19 protein-coding genes and 1 pseudogene are annotated in these 20,332 nt (G+C 72.1%); 9 read left to right on the forward strand and 11 right to left on the reverse strand.

Annotation, left to right across the window (positions count from 1 at the left end; all coding sequences use genetic code 11):
- Nucleotides 1-37 precede the first annotated feature (37 nt).
- Entirely contained in the window at nucleotides 38-787 is a 750-nt protein-coding gene (locus AC060L_RS30660) for an SRPBCC family protein (RefSeq protein ID WP_483802219.1), read from the forward strand.
- A gap of 8 nt (nucleotides 788-795) precedes the next feature.
- Entirely contained in the window at nucleotides 796-996 is a 201-nt protein-coding gene (locus AC060L_RS30665; protein WP_483802220.1) for a hypothetical protein, read from the forward strand.
- A gap of 162 nt (nucleotides 997-1,158) precedes the next feature.
- On the opposite strand, the gene AC060L_RS30670 is transcribed toward AC060L_RS30665, so the two are convergent.
- The 7 genes and pseudogenes from AC060L_RS30670 to AC060L_RS30700 all read right to left on the reverse strand — a co-directional run bounded on the left by AC060L_RS30670 (nucleotide 1,159) and on the right by AC060L_RS30700 (nucleotide 7,605).
- Nucleotides 1,159-1,995: a class II fructose-bisphosphate aldolase gene (locus AC060L_RS30670; protein ID WP_483802221.1), complete on the reverse strand. Its 837-nt coding sequence runs from the start codon at nucleotides 1,993-1,995 to the stop codon at nucleotides 1,159-1,161.
- A 133-nt stretch (nucleotides 1,996-2,128) separates the two neighbouring features.
- Nucleotides 2,129-2,272: pseudogene (locus tag AC060L_RS30675) on the reverse strand (1-phosphofructokinase); the annotation flags it as partial.
- On the reverse strand, nucleotides 2,269-3,243 hold the full coding sequence (locus tag AC060L_RS30680; RefSeq protein WP_483802222.1) for an ROK family protein: 975 nt from the start codon (nucleotides 3,241-3,243) through the stop codon (nucleotides 2,269-2,271). The pseudogene AC060L_RS30675 and the gene AC060L_RS30680, both read right to left, overlap by 4 nt.
- A complete protein-coding gene (locus AC060L_RS30685; RefSeq protein WP_483802223.1) occupies nucleotides 3,236-4,192 on the reverse strand; it encodes an SIS domain-containing protein in 957 nt (318 codons plus the stop codon). The genes AC060L_RS30680 and AC060L_RS30685 overlap by 8 nt, the downstream gene beginning before the upstream one ends.
- 72 nt (nucleotides 4,193-4,264) lie before the next feature.
- The gene (locus tag AC060L_RS30690; protein ID WP_483802224.1) at nucleotides 4,265-5,110 is read right to left on the reverse strand and encodes a carbohydrate ABC transporter permease; all 846 of its coding nucleotides are present in this window, start codon (nucleotides 5,108-5,110) and stop codon (nucleotides 4,265-4,267) included.
- Nucleotides 5,110-6,063: a carbohydrate ABC transporter permease gene (locus tag AC060L_RS30695; RefSeq protein WP_483802225.1), complete on the reverse strand. Its 954-nt coding sequence runs from the start codon at nucleotides 6,061-6,063 to the stop codon at nucleotides 5,110-5,112. The genes AC060L_RS30690 and AC060L_RS30695 overlap by 1 nt, the downstream gene beginning before the upstream one ends.
- A 264-nt stretch (nucleotides 6,064-6,327) precedes the next feature.
- The gene (locus AC060L_RS30700) at nucleotides 6,328-7,605 is read right to left on the reverse strand and encodes an extracellular solute-binding protein (protein ID WP_483802226.1); all 1,278 of its coding nucleotides are present in this window, start codon (nucleotides 7,603-7,605) and stop codon (nucleotides 6,328-6,330) included.
- Between the two features lie 518 nt (nucleotides 7,606-8,123).
- Between AC060L_RS30700 and AC060L_RS30705 the strand changes: the two genes are divergently transcribed.
- Entirely contained in the window at nucleotides 8,124-10,118 is a 1,995-nt protein-coding gene (locus AC060L_RS30705; RefSeq protein ID WP_483802227.1) for a ricin-type beta-trefoil lectin domain protein, read from the forward strand.
- A 150-nt stretch (nucleotides 10,119-10,268) separates the two neighbouring features.
- A complete protein-coding gene (locus AC060L_RS30710) occupies nucleotides 10,269-11,027 on the forward strand; it encodes a DeoR/GlpR family DNA-binding transcription regulator (protein WP_483802228.1) in 759 nt (252 codons plus the stop codon).
- Nucleotides 11,028-11,037: 10 nt separating this feature from the next.
- Here AC060L_RS30710 and AC060L_RS30715 read toward each other — a convergent pair whose 3' ends face one another.
- Nucleotides 11,038-11,670: a TetR/AcrR family transcriptional regulator gene (locus AC060L_RS30715; RefSeq protein WP_483802229.1), complete on the reverse strand. Its 633-nt coding sequence runs from the start codon at nucleotides 11,668-11,670 to the stop codon at nucleotides 11,038-11,040.
- Between the two features lie 192 nt (nucleotides 11,671-11,862).
- On the opposite strand from AC060L_RS30715, the gene AC060L_RS30720 reads away from it, so the two are divergent.
- Entirely contained in the window at nucleotides 11,863-12,816 is a 954-nt protein-coding gene (locus tag AC060L_RS30720; protein WP_483802230.1) for an alpha/beta hydrolase fold domain-containing protein, read from the forward strand.
- A complete protein-coding gene (locus AC060L_RS30725) occupies nucleotides 12,813-13,250 on the forward strand; it encodes a hypothetical protein (protein ID WP_483802231.1) in 438 nt (145 codons plus the stop codon). Before AC060L_RS30720 ends, AC060L_RS30725 begins: the two co-directional genes overlap by 4 nt.
- Nucleotides 13,251-13,281: 31 nt before the next feature.
- On the opposite strand, the gene AC060L_RS30730 is transcribed toward AC060L_RS30725, so the two are convergent.
- Genes AC060L_RS30730 through AC060L_RS30740 form a run of 3 tightly spaced genes read right to left on the reverse strand, consistent with a single transcriptional unit; the run spans nucleotide 13,282 to nucleotide 15,170 of the window.
- A complete protein-coding gene (locus tag AC060L_RS30730; protein WP_483802232.1) occupies nucleotides 13,282-13,416 on the reverse strand; it encodes a hypothetical protein in 135 nt (44 codons plus the stop codon).
- Nucleotides 13,417-13,419: 3 nt separating this feature from the next.
- On the reverse strand, nucleotides 13,420-14,262 hold the full coding sequence (locus AC060L_RS30735) for an ABC transporter permease (protein WP_483802233.1): 843 nt from the start codon (nucleotides 14,260-14,262) through the stop codon (nucleotides 13,420-13,422).
- Nucleotides 14,259-15,170 carry an ABC transporter ATP-binding protein gene (locus tag AC060L_RS30740; RefSeq protein WP_483802234.1) on the reverse strand — a complete coding sequence of 304 codons (912 nt, stop codon included), beginning with the start codon at nucleotides 15,168-15,170 and terminating at the stop codon, nucleotides 14,259-14,261. The genes AC060L_RS30735 and AC060L_RS30740 overlap by 4 nt, the downstream gene beginning before the upstream one ends.
- Before the next feature lie 133 nt (nucleotides 15,171-15,303).
- On the opposite strand from AC060L_RS30740, the gene AC060L_RS30745 reads away from it, so the two are divergent.
- The 3 genes from AC060L_RS30745 (at nucleotide 15,304) to AC060L_RS30755 (ending at nucleotide 20,270) form a co-directional block, all read left to right on the forward strand.
- Complete coding sequence (locus AC060L_RS30745; protein WP_483802235.1) at nucleotides 15,304-16,524, forward strand: sensor histidine kinase; 1,221 nt, start codon at nucleotides 15,304-15,306, stop codon at nucleotides 16,522-16,524.
- On the forward strand, nucleotides 16,521-17,219 hold the full coding sequence (locus AC060L_RS30750; protein WP_483802236.1) for a response regulator: 699 nt from the start codon (nucleotides 16,521-16,523) through the stop codon (nucleotides 17,217-17,219). The genes AC060L_RS30745 and AC060L_RS30750 overlap by 4 nt, the downstream gene beginning before the upstream one ends.
- A gap of 186 nt (nucleotides 17,220-17,405) precedes the next feature.
- A complete protein-coding gene (locus AC060L_RS30755; RefSeq protein WP_483802237.1) occupies nucleotides 17,406-20,270 on the forward strand; it encodes a helix-turn-helix transcriptional regulator in 2,865 nt (954 codons plus the stop codon).
- Nucleotides 20,271-20,332 lie beyond the last annotated feature (62 nt).

Genomic DNA, 20,332 nt, shown 5'->3' on the forward strand with positions numbered 1-20,332 from the left:
TTACCGACCCACGAACGACGACGAAGGAGAACCGATCATGGCCCGAGAGTTCGAGGTCCGCCGGGAGCAGGACCTGCCTGCCGCACCCGAGCAGGTCTGGGACGCGGTCGCCACCGGCGCCGGCAACCTCGGCTGGCTGTACCCGATGGAGGTCGAGCCGCGCGTCGGCGGAAAGGCCACCAGGGGTGACTCCACCGTCGTGGCATGGGAGCCGCCGAGGCACTTCGCCGTCCGGGCGACCCAGGACGGCGGGTTCTCCAACACGCTCACCTACCGCATCGAGCCGGCCGACGGCGGCACGAGCCACCTGCGGATGGGGATCCACTGGGTGCACACGGGCGTCGTCGACGACACCTGGAGGTGGGACGCCAAGTCGGACGCGGCCGAGAAGCACGTCGACTTCTACCAGCACGGCCTCGCCGAGTACCTCCGGCACTTCGCCGGTCGCCCCGCCGTCTACGTCAGGGCCGTCCGCTCCGAACCCACCGCCGACCCGGCCGACTTCGCCGCGCTGCGCCGGCGCCTCGGCCTCCCCGAGGGCACGGCCGCCGGCGACCGGCTGTCGCTCGACCTCCCGGGTGCGGACGGCCGTCCGGTGGATGTGGTCGTGGACTGGCTCAGCCCCGACTTCGTCGGCCTGCGCGGGCCGGATGCGCTGTACCGGTTCTTCAACGGCAGCAGCTGGAACGTGCCGATCTGGCTGGGCCACCACCTGTTCGCGCAAGACGCCGACGAGGAGCCGGCCACCAAGGCCTGGACCGCCTGGCTCAACGACACCCAAGCCTAGGACCTTCGATGCAAACCTCCACGGCAACCCTGCTCTTCGCCGCCGAACTCGTCGAGGACAACGGCACCTACACGCTCGTGGTCGAGGACGTCCGGCGGGGCACCGTCCAGACCACCCCGGTGCCGAGGAGCATGGTCGACAAGCTCCCCACCTTCCTCGCGGCCCTCGCCGCCAAGCTCAACCCGGCTCCCTCGCGAGTCCGCTGGTAGACCTCTCCGAACGCCGGCCCGGTGCTGCCCTGCCCCGGGCCGGCGTCGAACAGGCCTGGCCCGCTCAGGCGGTGACGGGCCGTAGGAGCCGGCCGCGGGCGGGGGCGGCAGCCTGCGGTTCGCCGCTCAACGCAAGCTCCTCATAGTCGATGTGACGATGCGTCAGCTTGCGGAAAGGATTCGCAGCAGGCGAGCGACCTCGGCCGCGACGGCCTCGCGGGCGGGGCCGAGGTACTTGCGGGGGTCGGCGACCTCGGTGTGCGCGTCGAGATGTGCGCGAACGGTCCGGGTGAACGTCTTGTTCAGGTGGGTGGAGATGTTGACCTTCGTCATGCCCGCCTGGACGGCCTTGGCGAGGTCGACGTCGCTGACGCCTGAGGAGCCGTGCAGCACGAGCGGCACCGGCACGGCCTCGCGCAGGCGGGAGATGAGGGCGAAGTCGAGGACGGCGTCTCGGGTGAGCATGGTGTGGGAGCTGCCGACGGCGACGGCGAGGGCGTCCACGCCGGTCGCGGCGACGAACCGCTCGGCCTCGGCCGGGTCGGTGCGCACGCCGGGGGCGTGGGCGCCGTCCTTGCCGCCGACCTCGCCGAGTTCGGCCTCGACCCAGACGCCCCTGCTGTGGCAGTAGGCGGTGATGTCGCGGGTGGCGGCGACGTTCTCCTCGTACGGGAGCTTGGCGGCGTCGAACATGACCGAGGTGAAGCCGAGTTCGACGGCCTCGCGCACCAGGTCGGCGGACTCGGCGTGGTCGAGGTGGACGGCCACGGGGACGTTCGCGGCCCGGGCGATGGCGAGCGAGGCGAGTGCGACGGGTTCCAGGGCGCCGTGGTAGCGGGCGGTGTTCTCGCTGATCTGGAGGATCACCGGCAGCCCGGCCGCCTCGGCGCCGGCCACGATCGCCTCGGCGTGCTCCAGCTGGACGACGTTGAACGCGCCCACGCCCACGGTGCTTTCGGCGGCGGCTCGGGCTATCTCATCGGTCGGGGTGAGCGTCATGGATCTCCTCCACGGGAACGGTGGTGCGCAATTGGTGGAAGGTGCCGGTGTCGAAGTCGCCGGCCACCGGGCACGGGACGGCGGCAGCCGAGAGGGCGACGGCCTCGCGCAGGATCTCGGGCCACGGCGCGGCGGCGGCGAGCACGCGGGGGACGTTGATGCCCTTGCCGCCGGCCCGTTCGTGGACGGCGTCGACGCGGTGTGAGCCGTGGGGGACCAGGCTGTCGACGAAGTAGGTGACGTCCAGGGCCGCGTTGAGGGTGACCGTGAGAATCACGGCGTCTGACTGCCCGTCAACTCGAAGGGTGGCGCGAGGGCGTCGCTCACCGCGCGCCAGGCGTGCAGCCCGGCGCCCAGGCAGCCGGCTTCGTCGCCCAGCGCGGCGGACACCACGCACGGCCTGCGTTGGAAGCTGAGCCGAGCGGCCAGTGCGGCCCGCACCGGCGTGAGCAGGAGTTCGCGGGCCTGCGCGAGGCCACCGCCGAGCACGATCAGCTCGGTGCCGAGCAGCGTGCCGGCGGTCGCCAGGGCCGTGCCGAGCGCGTCGGCCGCGCGCTGCCAGACCGCCTGGGCGTTCGGATCGCCCTGCGCGAGCAGGGCGGCGACATGGTCGGCGCCTTCGGTGGCCCGCCCGGAACGCGCGCTGAAGGCGGCGGCGATGGCCGCCGCGGAGGCCACCGTCTCCAGGCAGCCGCGGCCACCGCAGCCGCAGGGTGCACCGTCCGGCTCGACCACCAGGTGGCCGAGTTCGCCCGCGTAGCCGCCGGCCCGCACCGGGCGGCCGTCGCTGATGACGGCGGCGGCGATGCCGGTGCCGATGGCCACGAAGAGGACGTCGCGCGCGCCGCGCGCGGCTCCGAGGACGGTCTCGGCGTACCCGCCGGCCCGGACGTCGTGGCCGAGCGTCACGGGCCGTCCGGTGCGCGCTTCGAGGAGCTCGGCGAGCGGGAGGGCGCGCCAGCCGAGGTTGGCCGAGTAGACGGCGCGGGCGCGGTCCTCGTCGACGATGCCGGGGACCACGACGCCGCTGTGCCGGACCGTCAAGCCGAGCTCGGCGGCCCGCCGGGCGAGCTCTTGCAGGGCGGCGGCGATCTCGTCCACGACCGCTTCCGGGCCGGCTCCCCGGGGAGTGGCCCGGCGCAGCGTCAGCAGCGGCCGCAGGTCACGGTCGAGCAGCGCGCCCTTCATGCCGGTGCCGCCGACGTCCAGGGCGATCACACAGTCGCCCGCGTCCCTGCCGTCAGGCATCGGCGCTGTCCAGCACGACGGACCGGGTGAGGTTGAGCGGCCGGTCGGGGTCGTAGCCGCGGGCCTCGGCGACCGCGACCGCCAGCCGCTGGGCCCGGACCAGGTCGGCCAGCGGGTCCAGGCCACCGGCGTCGTCCTGGGAGTCGGCGACCAGCGTGCCGCCGACCCGCGTGATGTCACCGGCCAGTCCGGCCGGCAGCGCACCGAACATCCACGCCACCCGCCCGGGCCGGGTGATGCTGATCGGTCCGTGCCGGTACTCCATGGCCGGGTAGGCCTCGGTCCAGGCACCGGCCGCCTCGCGCATCTTCAGCCCCGCCTCCAGCGCCAGCCCGTACGTCCATCCGCTGCCCAGGAAGGTGAACTGCTCGGCGCCGCACACCTCGGCGGCCAGCTCGGTGCCGATGGCTCGCTCGGCGTCGTCCGCCGCCCGGGCGAGGGTGCGCACGCCGGCCGGCAGCGCGTCCTCGGCCTCCAGGTGGGCGCGGAGCAGGGCGAGCGCGGTGGTGGCGAAGCGGGTCTGCACCACCGACTCCTCGTCCGCGAAGTCCAGCACCGCGACCGTGTCGGCGGTCGTCATGATCGGGGTCGCGGGGTCGGCGGTGATGGCGGCGGTGGACACGCCCGCGGCGCGCGCCCGGCCCAGCAGGGCCAGCACCTCGGTCGTGGTGCCCGAGCGGGAGATGGCGAGGATCCGGTCGTAGTCACCGCGCCCCTGCGGGAACTCCGAGGCGGCGAAGGCGTCCGTGACGCCGTGGCCGCCGCTCTCCCGCAGGACGGCGTAGGACTGCGCCATGAACCAGGAGGTGCCGCAGCCGATGACCGCGACGCGCTCGCCCCGGCGGGGCAGGGCGGCGGCGTGCTGGGTGAGCGACTCGGCCGCCTGACGCCAGCAGGCGGGCTGGGAGGCGATCTCGACCGAGGTGCGGGAGGGCGTGGCGGTGGGCATGCGGGGACTCCTTGGGAGTGAAAGGGGGGTGGCGCGGGCGCTGAGGCGGGGGTGTGGCGGTCGGTGTGGCGGTTACTTCACCGATCCGGCGGTCAGGCCGGAGACCACCTGGCGCTCGATGAAGGCGAAGAGCACGACCACCGGCAGGATGGCGATGACCGATCCGGCGAAGAGGTAGTTCCACTGGACGGTGTAGTCGCCGATGAAGCTGTTGATGCCGACCGTGAGCGGCTGGCTGGTGGGGACGGTCGAGAGGGTCAGGCCCATCACGAACTCGTTCCAGGCCGAGATGAAGGTGAAGATGACGGCGGTGACCACGCCCGGCATGGCCAGCGGCAGCACCACCCGGCGCAGCACGCTGAGCCGCCCGAGGCCGTCGATCATGGCGGCCTCCTCCAACTCCACCGGGATCGAGGAGATGTAGGCGGTGAGGATCCAGATCGCGAACGCCAGGTTGAAGGCGGCGTTGCACAGGATCAGCGTCCAGACGGAGTTGAGCATGTCGAGCTGGAAGAACTCGCGGTACAAGCCGACCAGCAGCGAGGTGGGCTGGAACATCTGGGTGACCAGGACGAGCAGCAGGAAGTACTTGCGGCCGCGGTACTTCATCCGCGCGGTGTAGTAGGCGGCCGGCAGCGCGACCAGCAGGGCCAGCAGCGTGGAGCCGGCGGCCACCAGCAGGGTGACCTTCAGGTTGTCGCCGAGGGTGGAGTCGCGCCAGACGTCGATGAGGTTGGACCAGGCGAAGTGGTGCGGCAGGTAGCCCGGATCGCGCAGTTCGTCGGCCGGACGCAGTGCCGTGACGACCATTTCGAGGTACGGCAGCAGGAAGACCGCGGCCAGCAGCCAGGCGGCGGCGGCGACGACCATCGTGCGAGGCCGCAACCGCGGTTTGACGGTGAGTGTCTGACGGCTCATCAGCTCTCGTCCTCCTTCCAGCGGCTGACCTTGAGGAAGGCCAGCACCATGACCACGACCAGGGCGAAGTTGACCACCGACATCGCCGCGGACTCGCCGATGTCGGTGTCCTTCAGCTGGTACATGAAGACGGTCGTGGTGGCCGTCGCACTGCTGGGTCCGCCCTGCGTCATGCCCCAGATGATCGGGAAGGAGTTGAAGACGTTGATCAGGTTGATCACCACGCCGACCAGGAAGGCCGGGCGCAGCAGCGGCAGGGTGATGCGCAGGTAGGTCTGCCAGGTGGACGCCCCGTCCACCCGCGCGGCCTCGTACACCTCGCCCGGGACGGTCTGCAGTCCGGCCAGCAGGGTGTAGGTGGTGAACGGCAGCGAGACGAAGACGGCGACGAACATCATCCACGGCCAGGCGGTGGAGGGCTTGCCGAGCCAGTCCTGGGGGCCGCTGATCAGGCCGAGGTCGGTCATCGCGGTGTTGAGCACGCCGGCCGTCTGGTTGAGCATCCACTTGAAGCCGATGGCGGTCATCAGGACGGACGCCGCCCAGGGGGCGATCAGCGCCCAGCGGGTCAGCCGGCGCCCCGGGAACTGCTGGTTGAACAGCTGCGCCAGGGCCAGCGAGAGCAGCATCGTCAGGCCGACGACGGTGACGGTCCAGATGACCGTGGAGACCAGGACGTGGCCGAGGTCGGGCTCGGCGAAGAGCTTGCGGTACTTGTCCAGGCCGGCCGAGCCGCGGACGAACCCGCTGCTGCTGATCCGCAGGAACGAGGTGTGGACCATCTCGTAGACGGGCCAGAGGACGACCAGCAGGATCAGCAGGACCGCCGGCGCGATCCAGGGGAGGGGGCCCAGTCGTTCGAGGCCCGAGCGCCGCGGCTTTGCCTGTGCCCGGCGGGGCGGTTCGCCTCGCTTCGGCCCGGAGGCATTGGGGGCGGTGGAGGTGAGGGACACGGGTGGTGCCTTCCGTGTGTGTGCGGCAGTGCCTGCCGTACGGCTTTCGACGTGCGGTGCAGCGCGCTGCGGTGCAGTGCAGCGCGGTCCGGTGCAGCGCAAGTGCGGTGCGGTGCGTGGCGGGTGGGGGAGCGGCCGTCCGGCGCCGGCGCTCCCCCACCCCCTTCCTGGGGTGTTAGCTGCTTGCGGGGGTGCGGGGTTGTGGGGGGGGGGGGGGGGGGGCTCCCCCTCCCCCCCCCCCCCCCCCCCCCGCGTCCGGGGGCGTCAGTTGTCGGCGACGGCGTCCTGGGCCTTCTTCTGCAGATCGCCGAGGACCTTGGCCGGGTCGCCGCTGACGGCGGTGCCGATGCTCTGCTTGATCTGGGCCGAGACGGTGTCCCAGGTGGTGTCGCCCACCGGGTAGAAGGAGGCCTGCGGCAGCAGCGCGAAGAACGGTGCCAGGTCCTGATGCTTGCCGCTGGAGGTCATCGCCGTCAGGGTGTCGGTGGTGACCGGCATCAGGTTGTAGGTCTCGTCGAACTTCAGCGTGTTCTGCTCGGAGTACGCGTAGTCCAGGAACTGCTTGATCTGGTCCTTGTGGCCGTTCTTCTTGAAGGCCATCATCCAGTCGGCCACGCCCAGGGTGGACTTGAGCGCGCCGGCCTTGCCGGGGATCGGCGCCACGCCGTAGTCGACCTTGCCGTCCGTCGCCATCTGGATCAGCGAGGGGTGGCCGTTGAGCATGGCGGCCTTGCCCGCGGCGAAGTCGGCGAAGGCGGTCTTGCGGTCGGTGGTGGCGGGGTTGGCGTAGGTGAGGCCGGGGTCGACCAGGTTGGACTTGAGCCAGCTGAAGGTGTCGATGTCGGCCTGGCTGTTGAGGGCGTACTTGCCGGAACCGTCGGTGGGGCCGCCGCCGTTGCCGAGCTCCCAGATCATGCTCTCGCCCTGCGCCTCCTCGGGGCCCAGCGGCAGCGCGTAGGGGGTGACCCCGGGGACCTTCGCCTTGATCAGCGCGGCGTCGGCCTTCACGTCGTCCCAGGTCTGCGGCGGAGCGGTGATGCCGGCCTGGGCGAAGACCGTCTTGTTGTAGAAGAAGGCGCGCGCCGAGGAGACGAACGGGATGCCGTACTGGGTGCCGGCGACCTGGCCGGCCTTGGCGAAGCTGTCGATGAAGCTGGCCTGGGCCTCGGGGGAGAGGACGTCGTCGGCCGGGTAGAGCAGCTTGTCGGCGACCTTGTCGGCGTAACCGCCGGTCTGCAGGACGTCCGGCATGTTGCCGCTCTGGATCATCGTCTTGACCTGCTTGTCGATGTCGTTCCAGTTGATCACCTGGACGTCGACCTTGATGTTCGGGTTGGCGGCCTCGAATCCCTTGACGACGTCGTTCCAGTACAGCGTCGAGCTGTTGGACGCCTTGTCGCCGTAGTCGGCCGCGACGAGCTTGAGGGTCACCGGACCGCTCGCGGCGCCGCTGCCGCTGCCGCCGCTGCTGCTGCCGCAGGCCGTGAGTGCGAGAGCGCCGATCGCGCAGACCGCCGAGAGACTGAGTACGCGCTTGTTCACTGAAGTTACCGCCTTCGTGCCTGCGGACCCGCGCCGGGACGGGGTGCCACTCATGAGGGTGTGAGAGCCGGCAACCGCCTTCGGAATCACCACGCGTGGGGGTAGCCGTGTCGATGGCTGCCGGGCCGCACGCCGACTCGCCTGACCGGCCGGGCGCACTGCGTGAAGGCTGGGAGCTGTTGCGCAATCTTGCGCACAGTCCGCAGGTTTCAAGCAGTTCCGAAAGCCCTTGCCGTCCGCGAAGTATTCACGAGGCGGGCCGCCAGGTCCAGATGTCGTTACGGGACCGTTGCGATCCACTGTGGTCGGCGTGGTCAGGCATCGCAAGTGAGTAGCGATGCGCGTTCCTGTTGACTCAGCCCCACTAATGCGCAGATTATGTCACCCACTCGCCAGGCCCCCTGTCCATGACAGGACCGTTCGGCACCCCACACGCCGACCGCCCATGACGAGCCGTCGCCCACCGCGGCCCGGCAGTGCCGCGCGGCAACCACCCTCGCCCCAAGGAGCCAACCCCCGTGGCAATCCGCACGCTCCGCAGACCCCTGCTCGCCGCGCTGACCGTGGCGCTGATCCCCGCCGGCTGCCTCCTCGGCACCGGTACCGCGACCGCCAACGACGGCGTCAGCCAGTCGGCCGCGAACTTCTCCTCCGCCGCGACGCCGAACACCCCGCTCGCGCCGGTCCCGCCGATGGGCTTCAACAACTGGTCGCGCGCCACCTGTACGCCGCAGGCGCCGCTGGACGGATCCAACCCGCTGAACTACTCGTTCCAGCAGTACATGGAGGACAACGCCAAGGGCCTGTCCGACGCCGGCCTGATCAACGCGGGCTTCAAGACGGTCACCGTCGACGACTGCTGGATGTACCGCAACAGCTCCGGCTACCTGCACGGCGCGCTCAACTGGGGCGGCGCCACCGATGTCCGCGACACCGCGCGGCAGCCGGGCTTCGACTACGAGCTGACCGCCTACGGCAACTACCTGCACGGCCTCGGCGCCAAGTTCGGCATCTACGAGACCTCTGGCACGCACACCTGCAGCACTGCCGCGCCGACCGCGCCCAACCTGCCCAACGGCAGTGAGCACTACGAGCAGAACGACGCGAACTCCCTCGTCTCCTGGGGCGTCGACGAGCTCAAGTACGACAACTGCGGTCCCCAGGAGCCCATCCCGACCCTCGACGCGCGGATGTCGGGCGACCTGAACACCGCCGTCACCAACGCGAACAACGCCGGCACCCCGACGCCGAACGTCATGTTCAACATCTCCGCGCCGGCCGGCCTCGGCAACGGCCCGGACAAGTTCGCCTCGATGAACTCGGTGCGCTCGCTCGGCCAGCTGTGGCGGGTCGGCCCGGACATCTGGAACCACGGCGACGGCAAGGACCCGTGGAACCAGGCGCTGCCCAGCGGCGGCTACAACTTCGGTGCCTACCAGAGCTTCGACAACACCCTTGAGCTCAGCCGCTACCAGGGCCCCGGCAACTGGAACGACGCCGACATGCTGCTGATCGGCGACAACGGCATGACCACCGCCGAGGAGCGAAGCCAGATGGCGCTCTTCTCCGCGCTGGCCGCCCCGCTGGTGATCTCCACGGACGCCCGCAAGTTCGAGCCCGCCTACATCGCCGCCCACCCGAGCGAGGCCGCGCACCTGAAGGCCTCGGTGGCGATCCTGGGCAATCCCGAGGTCATCGCGGTCGACCAGGACCCGCTGGGCGCCGGCGGCTACCGGGTGTCCGGTGGCGGCGCGAACGCTGACGGCTCACCGGCCGCGAGCAGTGGCATCGACGTCGTCGCCAAGCCGCTCGCCGACGGCAGCCGGGCCGTCGTGGTGCTCAACAAGGGCGCGACGGCCGCGAACTACACGCTCTCGCTGCCGAGTCTCGGCTTCTCGGGCACCGGTTGCGGCTACGACGTGCGCGACCTGTGGGCGCACAGCACCGGCACCTCGACCGGCAGCGTGCCGCTCACCATCGGCTCGCACGACAACGCGATGCTGAAGATCACCCCGCAGAACGGCTGTGGCACCGTCGCCCCGCGCGGCCAGATCACCGCCTCGCGCGACGACTGGGGCAAGGCCTCGCTCTGCCTGGACAACTACACCTCCGGCACCGGCACCGGAAACCCGGTCGATGTCTACGACTGCACCGGCGGCTCGAACCAGCAGTGGCAGCTGGGCGCCGACGGCTCCGTCCAGCTCATGCAGACCGGCACCTCGAACCTCTGCCTCACCGCGCAGAGCGGCGCCGGCACCGGAGCGGTCAACGGGCAGTCGGGCCAGTGGGTGGGTGTCGCACCCTGCGGCTCGGCTCCCGGGTACCAGACCTGGACCTACAACCGGGACGGCAACCTGAAGCTCGCCGGCACCAGCCAGTGCCTGGACGTCTACAGCGGCACCACCACCGTGCCCGGCACCCCGGTGGACCTCTACAGCTGCGGCGCCTCGCCGAACGCCGTCCAGACCAACCAGACCTGGGCCGCTCCCTTCAGCACCCCGCCCACGTCCTGACCCGCGCTTGACCCGCGCCTGACCTGACCTGACACTCCCCGGGTGGGGGACTGCGGCACGGCTCATCGCCGCAGCCCCCCACCCGGCCATCCGCAGGGCCGGAAGTGGACCGCAACCGGCACCGCGCCTACCTGGAGCTACACTCCCGACATGCTCAAAGCTGATCGAACCGCGCGCATTCTTGATCACGTCGCCCAGGAAGGCAGTGCGGACGTGCACGCACTGATCGAGCTGCTCGGTGTGTCGGGGGCGACGGTCCGTCGCGATCTGCAGAGCCTGCACGAGCAGGGACTGCTGCACCGCACCCGGGGCGGCGCGATGATCGGCGCGGTCAACCTGGAGCTGCCGCTGCGCCACCGGGCCGGCCGGCAGCAGGAGGAGAAGCGACGGATCGCCCGCGCCGCCGCCCGCCTGGTGCCGGACGGCGCCGTGGTCGGCATGACCGGCGGCACCACCGTCACCGAGGTCGCCCACGCGCTGGCCGAGCGCAGCGGGATCACGATCGTCACCAACGCGGTCAACATCGCCGCCGACCTGATCGTCCGGCCTGAGATCCGGCTGGTGGTCGTCGGCGGGAACGCCCGCACGGCCAGCTACGAACTGGTCGGACCGGCGGCGGAGCGGATGCTGGCCCAGTACCACCTGGACATCGCCTTCATCGGCGTGGACGGCCTGACCCCGAGCGAGGGCTGCACCACGCACGACGAGATGGAGGCCCACACGGACCGCGCCTTCCTGCGCAGCAGCGCCCGCTCCGTGGTCGTCGCGGACAACACCAAGATCGGCCGGGTGACCTTCGCCGAGATCTGTCCGCTCGCCACGATCGACGACCTGGTCACCGACGACGTCCTCGACGAGGAGCAGGAGAAGGCCATCACCGCGCGCGGCGTGCGGGTGCTGCGCGCCTGACCTCTGGGTCTCAGGCCTCGGGTGCGTCCTTCGGATCTGCGACGCCTCCGCGCTCGAGCGCGTCGAGCAGGACGTCACGCAGTCGGGTGAGGTCGGCGGCCATGTCGATCGACGGGTCCAGCAGCCACTGCAGCTGCAGGCCGTCGGTGGCGGCGAGCAGGACCCGGGCCACCCAGTCGGCGTCGTAGCCCTCGATGGCCGCGCGGGTGCGCTCGGTCGCGGGCGGCGGGGAGGCGGCGGCCTGGGCAATGCGCCCGCGCAGTGTCCGGTACCGCTCGGTGAAGAAGTCGTGCGCTGGGTGCGTCGGCTCGGCGGCGGCCGCGGCGAGGTCGACGAAGAGCTTGACCAGGCCGGGGGTGTCTGCGTTCGCCATCAGCAGGTCGGGGTGCCAGAACGACTCGGTGTCGCCGTAGGTCTGCGCGGCGGCGGCGTCGCGCGCCTCCAGGACGGCGGTGAGCAGCGCCTCACGGCTGCCGAAGTGGTGCAGTACGCCGGCGTCGGTCAGCCCGACGCGCTCGGCGATGTCCCTGACCGACACCCCTCGGCTGCCGGCCTCGGCGTATGCCGCCAGGGCCGCGTCGATGATCAGCTTCCGCTTGGCGGCGCTCTTGGCGTAGGGGCCGCGGGGGTGCTTGGAGGTCACCGCAGAACTCTAGCTCCGAGGGTGGGGGCACCAAAACCTCGACTTCCTAAGTTTTCATGTTTACCCTGGTGGAACAGGGCGGAGTCACCCCCCGCCCACGCTTCGGGACCTCGCGGCGCGGTCGCCCCGCCGCCACACTGCCGCCCGGCGCTGTGCTGCGCGAGGATCCCACCACCCCACCGAGGAAGCCTGATGGCCCGTCGCGTTCTCTCACCGCTTCTCCCCCCGCCCCCGCCCGCACCGCCCCCGTCGTTCCTCCCCCCGCCGGCGCCGGTGATCGGTCGCGACGGCACGCGCCACCACGAGGGTGCGACGTACGCACGGACCCCGGGTTACCGCCCGCGCCTGCTGGACGTGCGCGTCCCGGCCGGAGGCAGGCGAGTGCCTCTCGTGGTGTGGATCCACGGGGGTGGCTGGGCGGACGGCGACCGCCGTCACCCGTCGTCCTCCGTCCCCGTTGACCTGCTGTTCGAGGCCATCCTCACGGCCGGACTGGCCGTCGCGACCGTCGACTACCGGCACAGCCTGGAGGCGCCCTTCCCCGCCCAACTGCACGACGTCAAAGCCGCGATCCGCTACCTGCGGTACTTCGCGGGCGCCCTCGGCGTCGATGGCGATCGACTCGGCCTCTGGGGCGAGTCGGCCGGCGGCCACCTCGCGGCCCTCGCCGCACTCGCCGACGGCGCAGGCCTCGAAGGCGCCGAGGGCGTCATCGACGCCGGCAGCACCGTCCAGGCCGTCGTCGACTGGTGCGGCGTCAGTGACATCGGTTCGGCGTACGCCGCCTGCCCGATGCTGCCGGCCGGGATCGCGGACCCCTACTCCGCGCTGCTGGGCGCCGCGCCCGACCAGCGCCCGGATCTCGCCCGCGCGGCCAGCCCCGTCAGCCATGCGGACCGAGCCGCCGCACCGTTCCTGCTGATCCACGGCGCCGAGGACGACGTCGTGCCGTGTGCCCAGAGCGAGTTGCTCGCCGAACGGCTGCAAGTCCACAACGAGTCAACCGAGTTGATCACCATCCCCGGCGTCGGCCACCTCTTCCGCGGTGCCCCGGACATCGAGGAGATCGTCGCCGACAGCACGGACTTCCTCGCCTACCACCTGTACCAGCCGACCGGATCGCCGTTGGAGCTGAGCCGCAGATGAAGCCGATCGACCCGCGCCCCGTGTCACCGCACACCGCCGCCTACCTCCGCTGCTACCCCCACGACCCTTGGCAGATGAGCTGCCACCAGCGAGCCCTGCGCGACCACGCGGCCCACCTGGGCCTGCCCGAACCCCTGGTCCACCTCGACAACGGCTGCCGGGGCGACGGCGAGCGCCCCCGGCTCGGCCGGTTGCTGGACGCGGTCGCCGGCGGCCTCTACCAGGTCGTGCTGATCCCCGGCCCGTGGGTGTTCGGCCTCGACACCCTCCAGGCCGACGTGGTGATCCGAGCACTGACCGACGCCGACTGCCGGGTGATCGAACTCCCCGCCAGGCCGAGGCCGGCCGCTCCCGCCACCTGGACGGTCCCGGGCGATCCCGGGCCCGTCCATGCCGGCCTGCTGAGCAGCGGGGCGCCGGCTCGACTTCGGTGAGCCTGTCATGGCGAGCCAGGCGGTCGGCGCATCACCACTCGGCGGCCACCACGAGGCGGTAGCCGCGGCCGAAGGTCCTCAGCGCCGTGCTGCTCGCGGCGGCCTGGGGCACGCGGCCCCGGCGCAGTGCGATGAACAGCCCGATGAACGTGGCGATGGCGAGCACGCGTCACAGGTCCCGGCGGTGGATGACCATCGTGGCGATCACGGCCGAGACGAGCGGCCAGGCTGCGAAGGTGATCCACGCGCCGCCGACCGTTGCCGGGTAGTGCGAGACGAACTGGTCCGTCATGTCGACCTGGGCCAGGCGGCGCCAGGCGGTGAGCGGCATGGCGTGCGAGACGTCGGCCGTCCAGTGGTAGGTGTCGGTGAAGAACGAGGGCAGGAAGAAGAGCACCAGCACCGTGCCGACCACGGTGGCCGCGCTGTGCCGGATCAGGACGCCCAGGCCCATGCCGACGAGCGCGCAGACCGGGGCGAGTAGCGCGGCCGCCGCGACGAACCGCAGGGCGCCGGGGTGGGTGATCGACAGGCCGATGTGTCGTCCGGACAGGATCGCCTGGGTGAGGCCGAAGGAGGCCCCCGCGGCGAGGATGCCGTACCCGAGCATGACCGCCGTCAGTACGCACGCCTTGGCCGTCAGGACCGCGCGGCGGTCGGGGACGGTCGCCAGGGTGGTGCGGATCATCCCGCTGGCGTATTCGCTGACGATCACGATGGCGCCGATACTGCCCGCGACGAGCATGAGGATGTCGGCGGCGATCGCGTTGAACGAGTCGTCCAGCGCAGTCTGCAGGTACCTGGCGGCCGGGTCCGGGTCGAAGTGGTCGTAGGTGTAGTTCGCGGATTTGAGGTTGGCGCCGATGATGACCAGTGCACTGATCCCGAGGACCCAGGGCGTCGAGCGCAGCGACCAGAGTTTGATCCATTCGGCGGCGAGTAGATCGCGGAATCGGCCCGGTGGTTCGGTGGCGGTCCGGCGTGCGTCCGGGGCGGGGGACAGGGTGGTCATCGGTGATCTCCTGCGAGGTATTCGACGCTGTCGGCGGTGAGTTCCATGAACGCCTCCTCCAGGGAGGCGGTGCGGGTGGTCAACTCCTGAAGCAGCAGCCGGTGGTGGAGGGCGAGTTCGCCGATCCGGGTCGCGTCGAGACCGGTCACGCTGAGCGTGCCGTCCTCGCCGGGGTGGACCGTGGCGCCCGCGGCGGTCAGCAGGCCCGTCAGCGTGGCGGGTTCGGGCGTACGGACGGTCACGGTCAGCCGGGTGCCGCGGGCGGCGAACTCCGCCACGCTCTCGGCGGCGATCAGCTCGCCGCGACCGATGACGACCAGCTGGTCCGCAGTGTTCTCCATCTCGCTCATCAGGTGGCTGGAGACGAACACCGTCCGCCCCTCGGCCGCGAGGCGCCTGAAGAGGCCGCGCACCCACAGCACACCCTCCGGGTCCAGCCCGTTGAGCGGCTCGTCGAACAGCAGCACCGGTGGATCACCGAGCAGCGCGGTCGCGATGCCGAGCCGCTGCTTCATACCGAGCGAGTACCCACCGATCCGGCGGCCCGCCGCGCCGGCCAGCCCGACCTCGCGCAGCACCTCCTCCACCCGGCTGCGCGGGATGGCGTTGCTGCGGGCCAGAGCGCGCAGATGGGCGCGGCCGCTGCGTCCGCCGTGGACGTCGCTCGCGTCGAGCAGTGCGCCGACATGGCGCAGGCCGCGCGGGCGACTTCGGAACGGGCGGCCGTCGACCGTGGTGGTGCCGCTGGTGGGATCGTCCAGGCCCAGGACCATGCGCAACGTGGTGCTCTTGCCTGCGCCGTTCGGGCCGAGGAACCCGGTGACGTGACCCGGGCGGACGGTGAAGGTGAGGTTGCTGACCGCGGTGGTGCGGCCGTAACGCTTCGTCAGTTCGTTGACTTCGATCACGTGACCAACGGTGCCGCGGCAGAACCCGGCCGGGCATCAGAGCAGAGCTGACACTCGGTCGCGACGCTGGTCAACCCTGGTCGTACACCCGCGGTCCGATGCCCGCAGACGAGCGCTTGGTTACGATCACCGCATGTCTGTGAAGCCGCCCCTGCCCCTGCTGAAGCGCGTGTCACCGGGCGCGTGGACGGCCCTGGCCTGGTGCGCGTCGGTGGCGTACCCCTCCATCGTGGCCCGGCCGGACCGCCAGCCGGTTCTCTCACCCTCCCCGGGCCTCCTTCCGGGGCACCGGGACTGGGCGACCATCACGCTCGCCACGCTCGTCGCGTTCACCGCCGCCGCTCTGCTGCGCCGTCGGCCGCTGACGGCGACCGGTCTGCTGATCGTCGCCACGATCGCGCAGACGCAAGCGTGGCGCTCGAACGTGCAGCTCCCGCCGACCGCACTGCTGGCGGTCGATGCCGCGCTCTGTCTGGTCACCGCCGGCTGTCCGCGCCGGACGTCGCGCGCCGCCGCAGCCATGGTGGTCGGTGTGCTGTTCGGCCACCTGGCTCTGCTCCACGAGATGGGCGGCGGCCTGTTCTACACCGGCACCACCATCGGCGCCTCGGACGGCGGCCTCCTGATGGCCCTCATCGCCTGGCTGGTCGGCCGCTCGATGCGTCAGGCCCGGGAGCACGCTGCGACGTTGGGTACTCAGGCGGCCGCGCAGGCGGTCACCGCCGAACGGCTGCGGATCGCGCGCGAGATGCACGACACGGTGGCCCACAGCATCGGCATCGTCGCCCTGCAAGCCGGTGCGGCCCGGCGGGTCATGGACAGCCGGCCGGACCGGGCGCGCGAAGCGCTGACCGACATCGAGGCCGCCGGGCGGGAGACGCTGGCGGGGCTGCGCCGCATGCTCGGCGCCCTGCGCCAAGCCGATCAGGACGCAGGCGCGGAGGCGACCCACCCGCACCACATGTCAGGCCTGGCCGACCTCGACCGGCTGACCGCCGCGACAACGGCCGCCGGTGTGCGGGTCGACGTCCGGTGGCACGGCGAGCGGTCCCCGCTTCTGCCGGAGATCGACCTTGCGGCCTTCCGCATCGTCCAGGAGTCGGTCACCAACGTGGTGCGCCACGCCGACACCCGCTCCTGTCACGTGTCCATCGACTGCAGGAGAGGAGACGAGGTGGCCATCGAGATCACCGACCGCGGCCGCGGCCACGGCACTACTCCGGGCAGCGGTTACGGCCTGGCGGGACTGCGCGAGCGGGTCGCCCTACTGCACGGGGAGTTCCACGCCGCACCCCGGCCCGAAGGCGGCTTCCGCGTCTCGGCACGGCTGCCCGTGGCGGGAGGAGCACGATGACCGTCCGCGTCCTGCTGGCCGACGACCAACCGCTGGTCCGGGCCGCCCTGGAGATGGTCATCTCCGAAACACCCGATGTCGAGGTCGTCGGGGAAGCCGCGACCGGCGCCGAGGCGGTCCGGCTGACCGAGGAGCTGTGCCCCGACGTGGTGGTGATGGACATCCGCATGCCGGGCATGGACGGCATCGAGGCCACCCACCTGGTCACCGCCGGCCCGGCAGACGCGCGCGTCGTGGTGCTCACCACCTTCGACGACGACGATTACGTCTACGCCGCACTGCGCGCGGGTGCGTCCGGCTTCCTCGTCAAGGACATGGCGCTGGACGACATCCTCGCCGCGATCCGGGTCGTCGCAGCCGGGGACGCGCTGATCGCGCCCAGCGTCACCCGCCGGCTGATCGCCGAGTTCGCCGGACGGCGCGAGGCCGCACCCGCACTAGCACCCGCCCCCGCACTCGCACCCACACCTGCCCCCGCGGCGCGGCGGATCAGCGGTATCACCAACCGCGAGCGCGAGATCCTCACCCTCGTCGGGCGCGGCCTGTCCAACACCGAGATCGCCACCGAGCTGGTCATCAGCATGGCGACCGTCAAGACGTACGTGACACGGCTGCTCTCCAAGCTCGACGCCCGCGACCGCGTGCAACTGGTGATCCTCGCCTACGAGAGCGGCCTGGTGACACTGCCCCGCTGAGCAGCGCCCCGGTCGAGGTGCCCTCCAGGCCACCGCGCGCACGCCAGCGGCGGTGCGTTGGGCGTCCGGCCCTCGCCGTTCGTGCTCCGCTCGTGCTCCGCGCGGTGATCAGCTGCCAGGCAGGGCCCGGGGCCGCGTTGTCGCCGTTCGACGTCGCGTTCTAGGGTTGCGCGGCATGGTGATCATGTGATTCGGGGCCTCGATGGCGGGACGGCGGGCCGCAGTGAGCGGTTCCCGCTGGTGGGGCGGCAGCGGGAGCTCGGCCGGCTGCTGGCAGCGGTGCGGAAGCCGCCCGCGGTCGTGCTGGTCGAGGGCGAGGCCGGGATCGGCAAGTCGCGTCTGGTTCGCGAGGCCTGCGCCGTGCTGCGCGCCGAGCGGTACCAGGTGCTGACCGGTTTCTGCCACCCGCTGCGCGAGCCGCTCCCGTACGGGCCGGTGGCGGACGCGCTGGGCAGGGCCGACCTGGCGAACGCCCCGGCGTTCCCGCCCAGCGCCGGCGCCCTGGCCCTGCTGCTGCCGGATCTGGCCGACCGGCTCCCGCCGCCACCCCCGTCGGTCGGCCCTGTCGGCTGGCGCTTCCGACTTCCGCAGGCCGTCCGGTCGTTCCTGACCGCGCTCGGGCCGACCGTGCTGGTCGTCGAGGACCTGCACTGGACGGACGAGGCCACCCGCGATCTGCTCCTGCTGCTCGCCCGCGACCTGCCCCCGCGGCTCAGCCTGGTGCTCACCTACCGGGCCGAGGAGCTGCCGCAGGGGAGTGCCGTGCTCGGTGCCGCCTACCGTCGCCCGCCGGGCACCGGGGGATCCGTCATCCAGCTCGGCCCGCTGCTGGAGTCCGAAGTCCGGGAGCTGGCTGCCGCCGCCCTCGGTCCGCGCGCCACCGCCGCCCTCGGCGCCACCCTCTACCGGCGGAGCGAGGGCCTGCCGCTGGTCGCCGAGGAGGACCTGATCACCCTCGCCGAGCACAGCGGTACCGACGGCCACACCGAGGCGGTGGAGCGGCTGCGGGTGGCCGACGTGCCGCGCGGGCTGCGCGAGGCGGTCACCGAGCGACTCGCCGGGCTGTCGCCCGCCGCCGCGTCGATCGCGGAGGCGGCCGCGGTGCTCGAGGTCCCCGCGCCCGAGGAGCTGCTGACCGCCCTCGCCGGCCTGGACGCGGATCAGGGCGCCGATGCGCTGATCGAACTGCTCCGGGCGTCGGTGCTGCGCGAGGCGGAGCATGGCGCGTACGCGTTCCGGCACGCGCTCGCCCAGCAGGCCGCCTACCAGCACGTCCCCGCCCCCGCCCGGCTCCGGCTGCACCGGCGCGCGATCGAGGTGCTCCAGGCCCGTACTCCGGTCCCGCTGGTGCAGATCGCGCACCACACCCTCGCCATCGGCGACCCGGCCGGCTGGCTGCTGCGGGCTCAGGAGGCCGCGTACCAGGCGATCGCCGTGCGCGACGGCGGCACGGCCGCGACTCTGCTGCACCAGGTGCTCGACCGGCCCGAACTGGAGGGTGAGGCGCGGTCCCGGGCGGCTCTGGCCCTGGCCGGGGTCGCCGCCACCAGCCTCGACTTCCGAACCCATGCCGGGCTGCTGCGCCGGCTCCTCGACGACCGCCGGCTGCCGCAGGAGATCCGCGGCGAGATCCGGCTCCGCCTGGGCATCGGTCTGCTGAACGAGAACGCCGTCGGCGCCGCGTTCGAGGAGGTCGAGCAGGCGGCCGCTGAGCTGGCGGGCCGCCGCCCCGAGCTCGCCGTCCGAGCGATGGTCGCCCTGGCCCTCAAGGAGGCCGAGGGGCCGCAGTACACGCGTGCCTGGCTGGAGCGTGCCGAGGAGACGGCCCGCGAGAGCGGCAGCGAGGTGCTGCGGGCCACGGTGCTCGCCACCCGCCTCACCTTGATGACGTGCCAGGGCGACCCGGCGGTCTGGGAGCTGACCGAACGACTGCCACGCCACACCGAAGACCGCGAGCTGTTGGGGCAGACCGCGCGCACCCTGCTCAACGTCGCCGACACCGCCACCTACCTGGGTCACGATCGGCGGGCCGCCTCGATGGCGACCGAGGCCCGGCAGCTCGGCACGCACGGCGCAAGGCCCGTCTCCGTCGTCCTGTCCAGCGGCGTCCTGCTGCGGCAGGACGCCCTCGCCGGCCGCTGGGACGGGCTCCGAGGACGCCTCGACTCCCTCATCGAGGAGTACCCGACCGCGGCCGGCCTTCGCGCCGAGCGAGCGATCCTGGCCGGGACCCTCGCCGCTGTCCGGGGACAGCGCACCGCGGCGCTGGAACTGTTCGGCGAGGCCTTCGCGACCGGTGCCGATCAGCTGCTGGTGGGCTTCGAGCTGCGGGCCGCCGCCGGCCTGATCCCCCTCCACCTCGCCACCGGCGACGGCCCCCGTGCATGGGCGGTCGCGGAGAAGACCGTGGGTACCGTGCGGCGTGCCGCCGCGTGGCCACGGGCGGCGGGCCTGCTGTCGGCGGCGGTCGAGGCGGCGCTGGCCTGCGACCGGCGCGGGGCCGCCGAGCAGTTGAGCGCCGAGATCGAGCGCGGACTCCGCGGGCGCGACGCCCCGGCGGCCGCCGCCGACCTGGACGTCATCCGCGGCTTGCTGCTTCAGCAGGCCGACCCCGGTTCCGCCGCCGGGCACTTCGCCGAGGCAGCACGCAGGTGGCGGGGGATCGGCCGCCCGTACGAGACCGCCCGCGCCCTCGAGCGGGAGAGCGAAGCACGGCGTCGAACCGCCCCGGGGGCGGCGGTCGAACCCCTGACGGGGGCCTTGGCGCTCTTCACGGACCTCGGGGCCACCGCCGATGCCGCGCGCTGCGCACAGGTGCTGCGCGACCTCGGTGTCCTGCGCCGCGGTCCCGGCCGCCGAGGGTACGGCAGCAGCCTCTCGCCGCGTGAGCAGGAGGTCGCCGGTCTCCTTGCCGCCGGAGTCACCAACCAGCGGATCGCCGAGGCCCTGTCCCTGTCGCCGCGGACGGTCGAGAACCACGTCGCCAAGGTGCTGAAGAAGCTCGGCACCAGCCGGAAGCGGGTGGCGGCCGTCTATCGGACGGACGAGTGAGGCCGGACCGAATGCCACAGGACCGATCACGTGTCATCACTTTCAAAAGCTGACGGGAACCC

Source organism: Kitasatospora sp. NEAU-69 (assembly GCF_057158765.1).

What these genes read in the sequence shown, in the direction of transcription:
- AC060L_RS30745 (WP_483802235.1), top strand. Translation starts at nt 15,304, where the DNA reads ATGTCTGTGAAGCCGCCCCTGCCCCTGCTGAAGCGCGTGTCACCGGGC.
- AC060L_RS30690 (WP_483802224.1), bottom strand. Translation starts at nt 5,110, where the DNA reads ATGAGCCGTCAGACACTCACCGTCAAACCGCGGTTGCGGCCTCGCACG.
- AC060L_RS30660 (WP_483802219.1), top strand. Translation starts at nt 38, where the DNA reads ATGGCCCGAGAGTTCGAGGTCCGCCGGGAGCAGGACCTGCCTGCCGCA.
- AC060L_RS30710 (WP_483802228.1), top strand. Translation starts at nt 10,269, where the DNA reads ATGCTCAAAGCTGATCGAACCGCGCGCATTCTTGATCACGTCGCCCAG.
- AC060L_RS30670 (WP_483802221.1), bottom strand. Translation starts at nt 1,995, where the DNA reads ATGACGCTCACCCCGACCGATGAGATAGCCCGAGCCGCCGCCGAAAGC.
- AC060L_RS30735 (WP_483802233.1), bottom strand. Translation starts at nt 14,262, where the DNA reads ATGACCACCCTGTCCCCCGCCCCGGACGCACGCCGGACCGCCACCGAA.
- AC060L_RS30725 (WP_483802231.1), top strand. Translation starts at nt 12,813, where the DNA reads ATGAAGCCGATCGACCCGCGCCCCGTGTCACCGCACACCGCCGCCTAC.
- AC060L_RS30680 (WP_483802222.1), bottom strand. Translation starts at nt 3,243, where the DNA reads ATGCCTGACGGCAGGGACGCGGGCGACTGTGTGATCGCCCTGGACGTC.
- AC060L_RS30720 (WP_483802230.1), top strand. Translation starts at nt 11,863, where the DNA reads ATGGCCCGTCGCGTTCTCTCACCGCTTCTCCCCCCGCCCCCGCCCGCA.
- AC060L_RS30665 (WP_483802220.1), top strand. Translation starts at nt 796, where the DNA reads ATGCAAACCTCCACGGCAACCCTGCTCTTCGCCGCCGAACTCGTCGAG.
- AC060L_RS30685 (WP_483802223.1), bottom strand. Translation starts at nt 4,192, where the DNA reads ATGCCCACCGCCACGCCCTCCCGCACCTCGGTCGAGATCGCCTCCCAG.
- AC060L_RS30750 (WP_483802236.1), top strand. Translation starts at nt 16,521, where the DNA reads ATGACCGTCCGCGTCCTGCTGGCCGACGACCAACCGCTGGTCCGGGCC.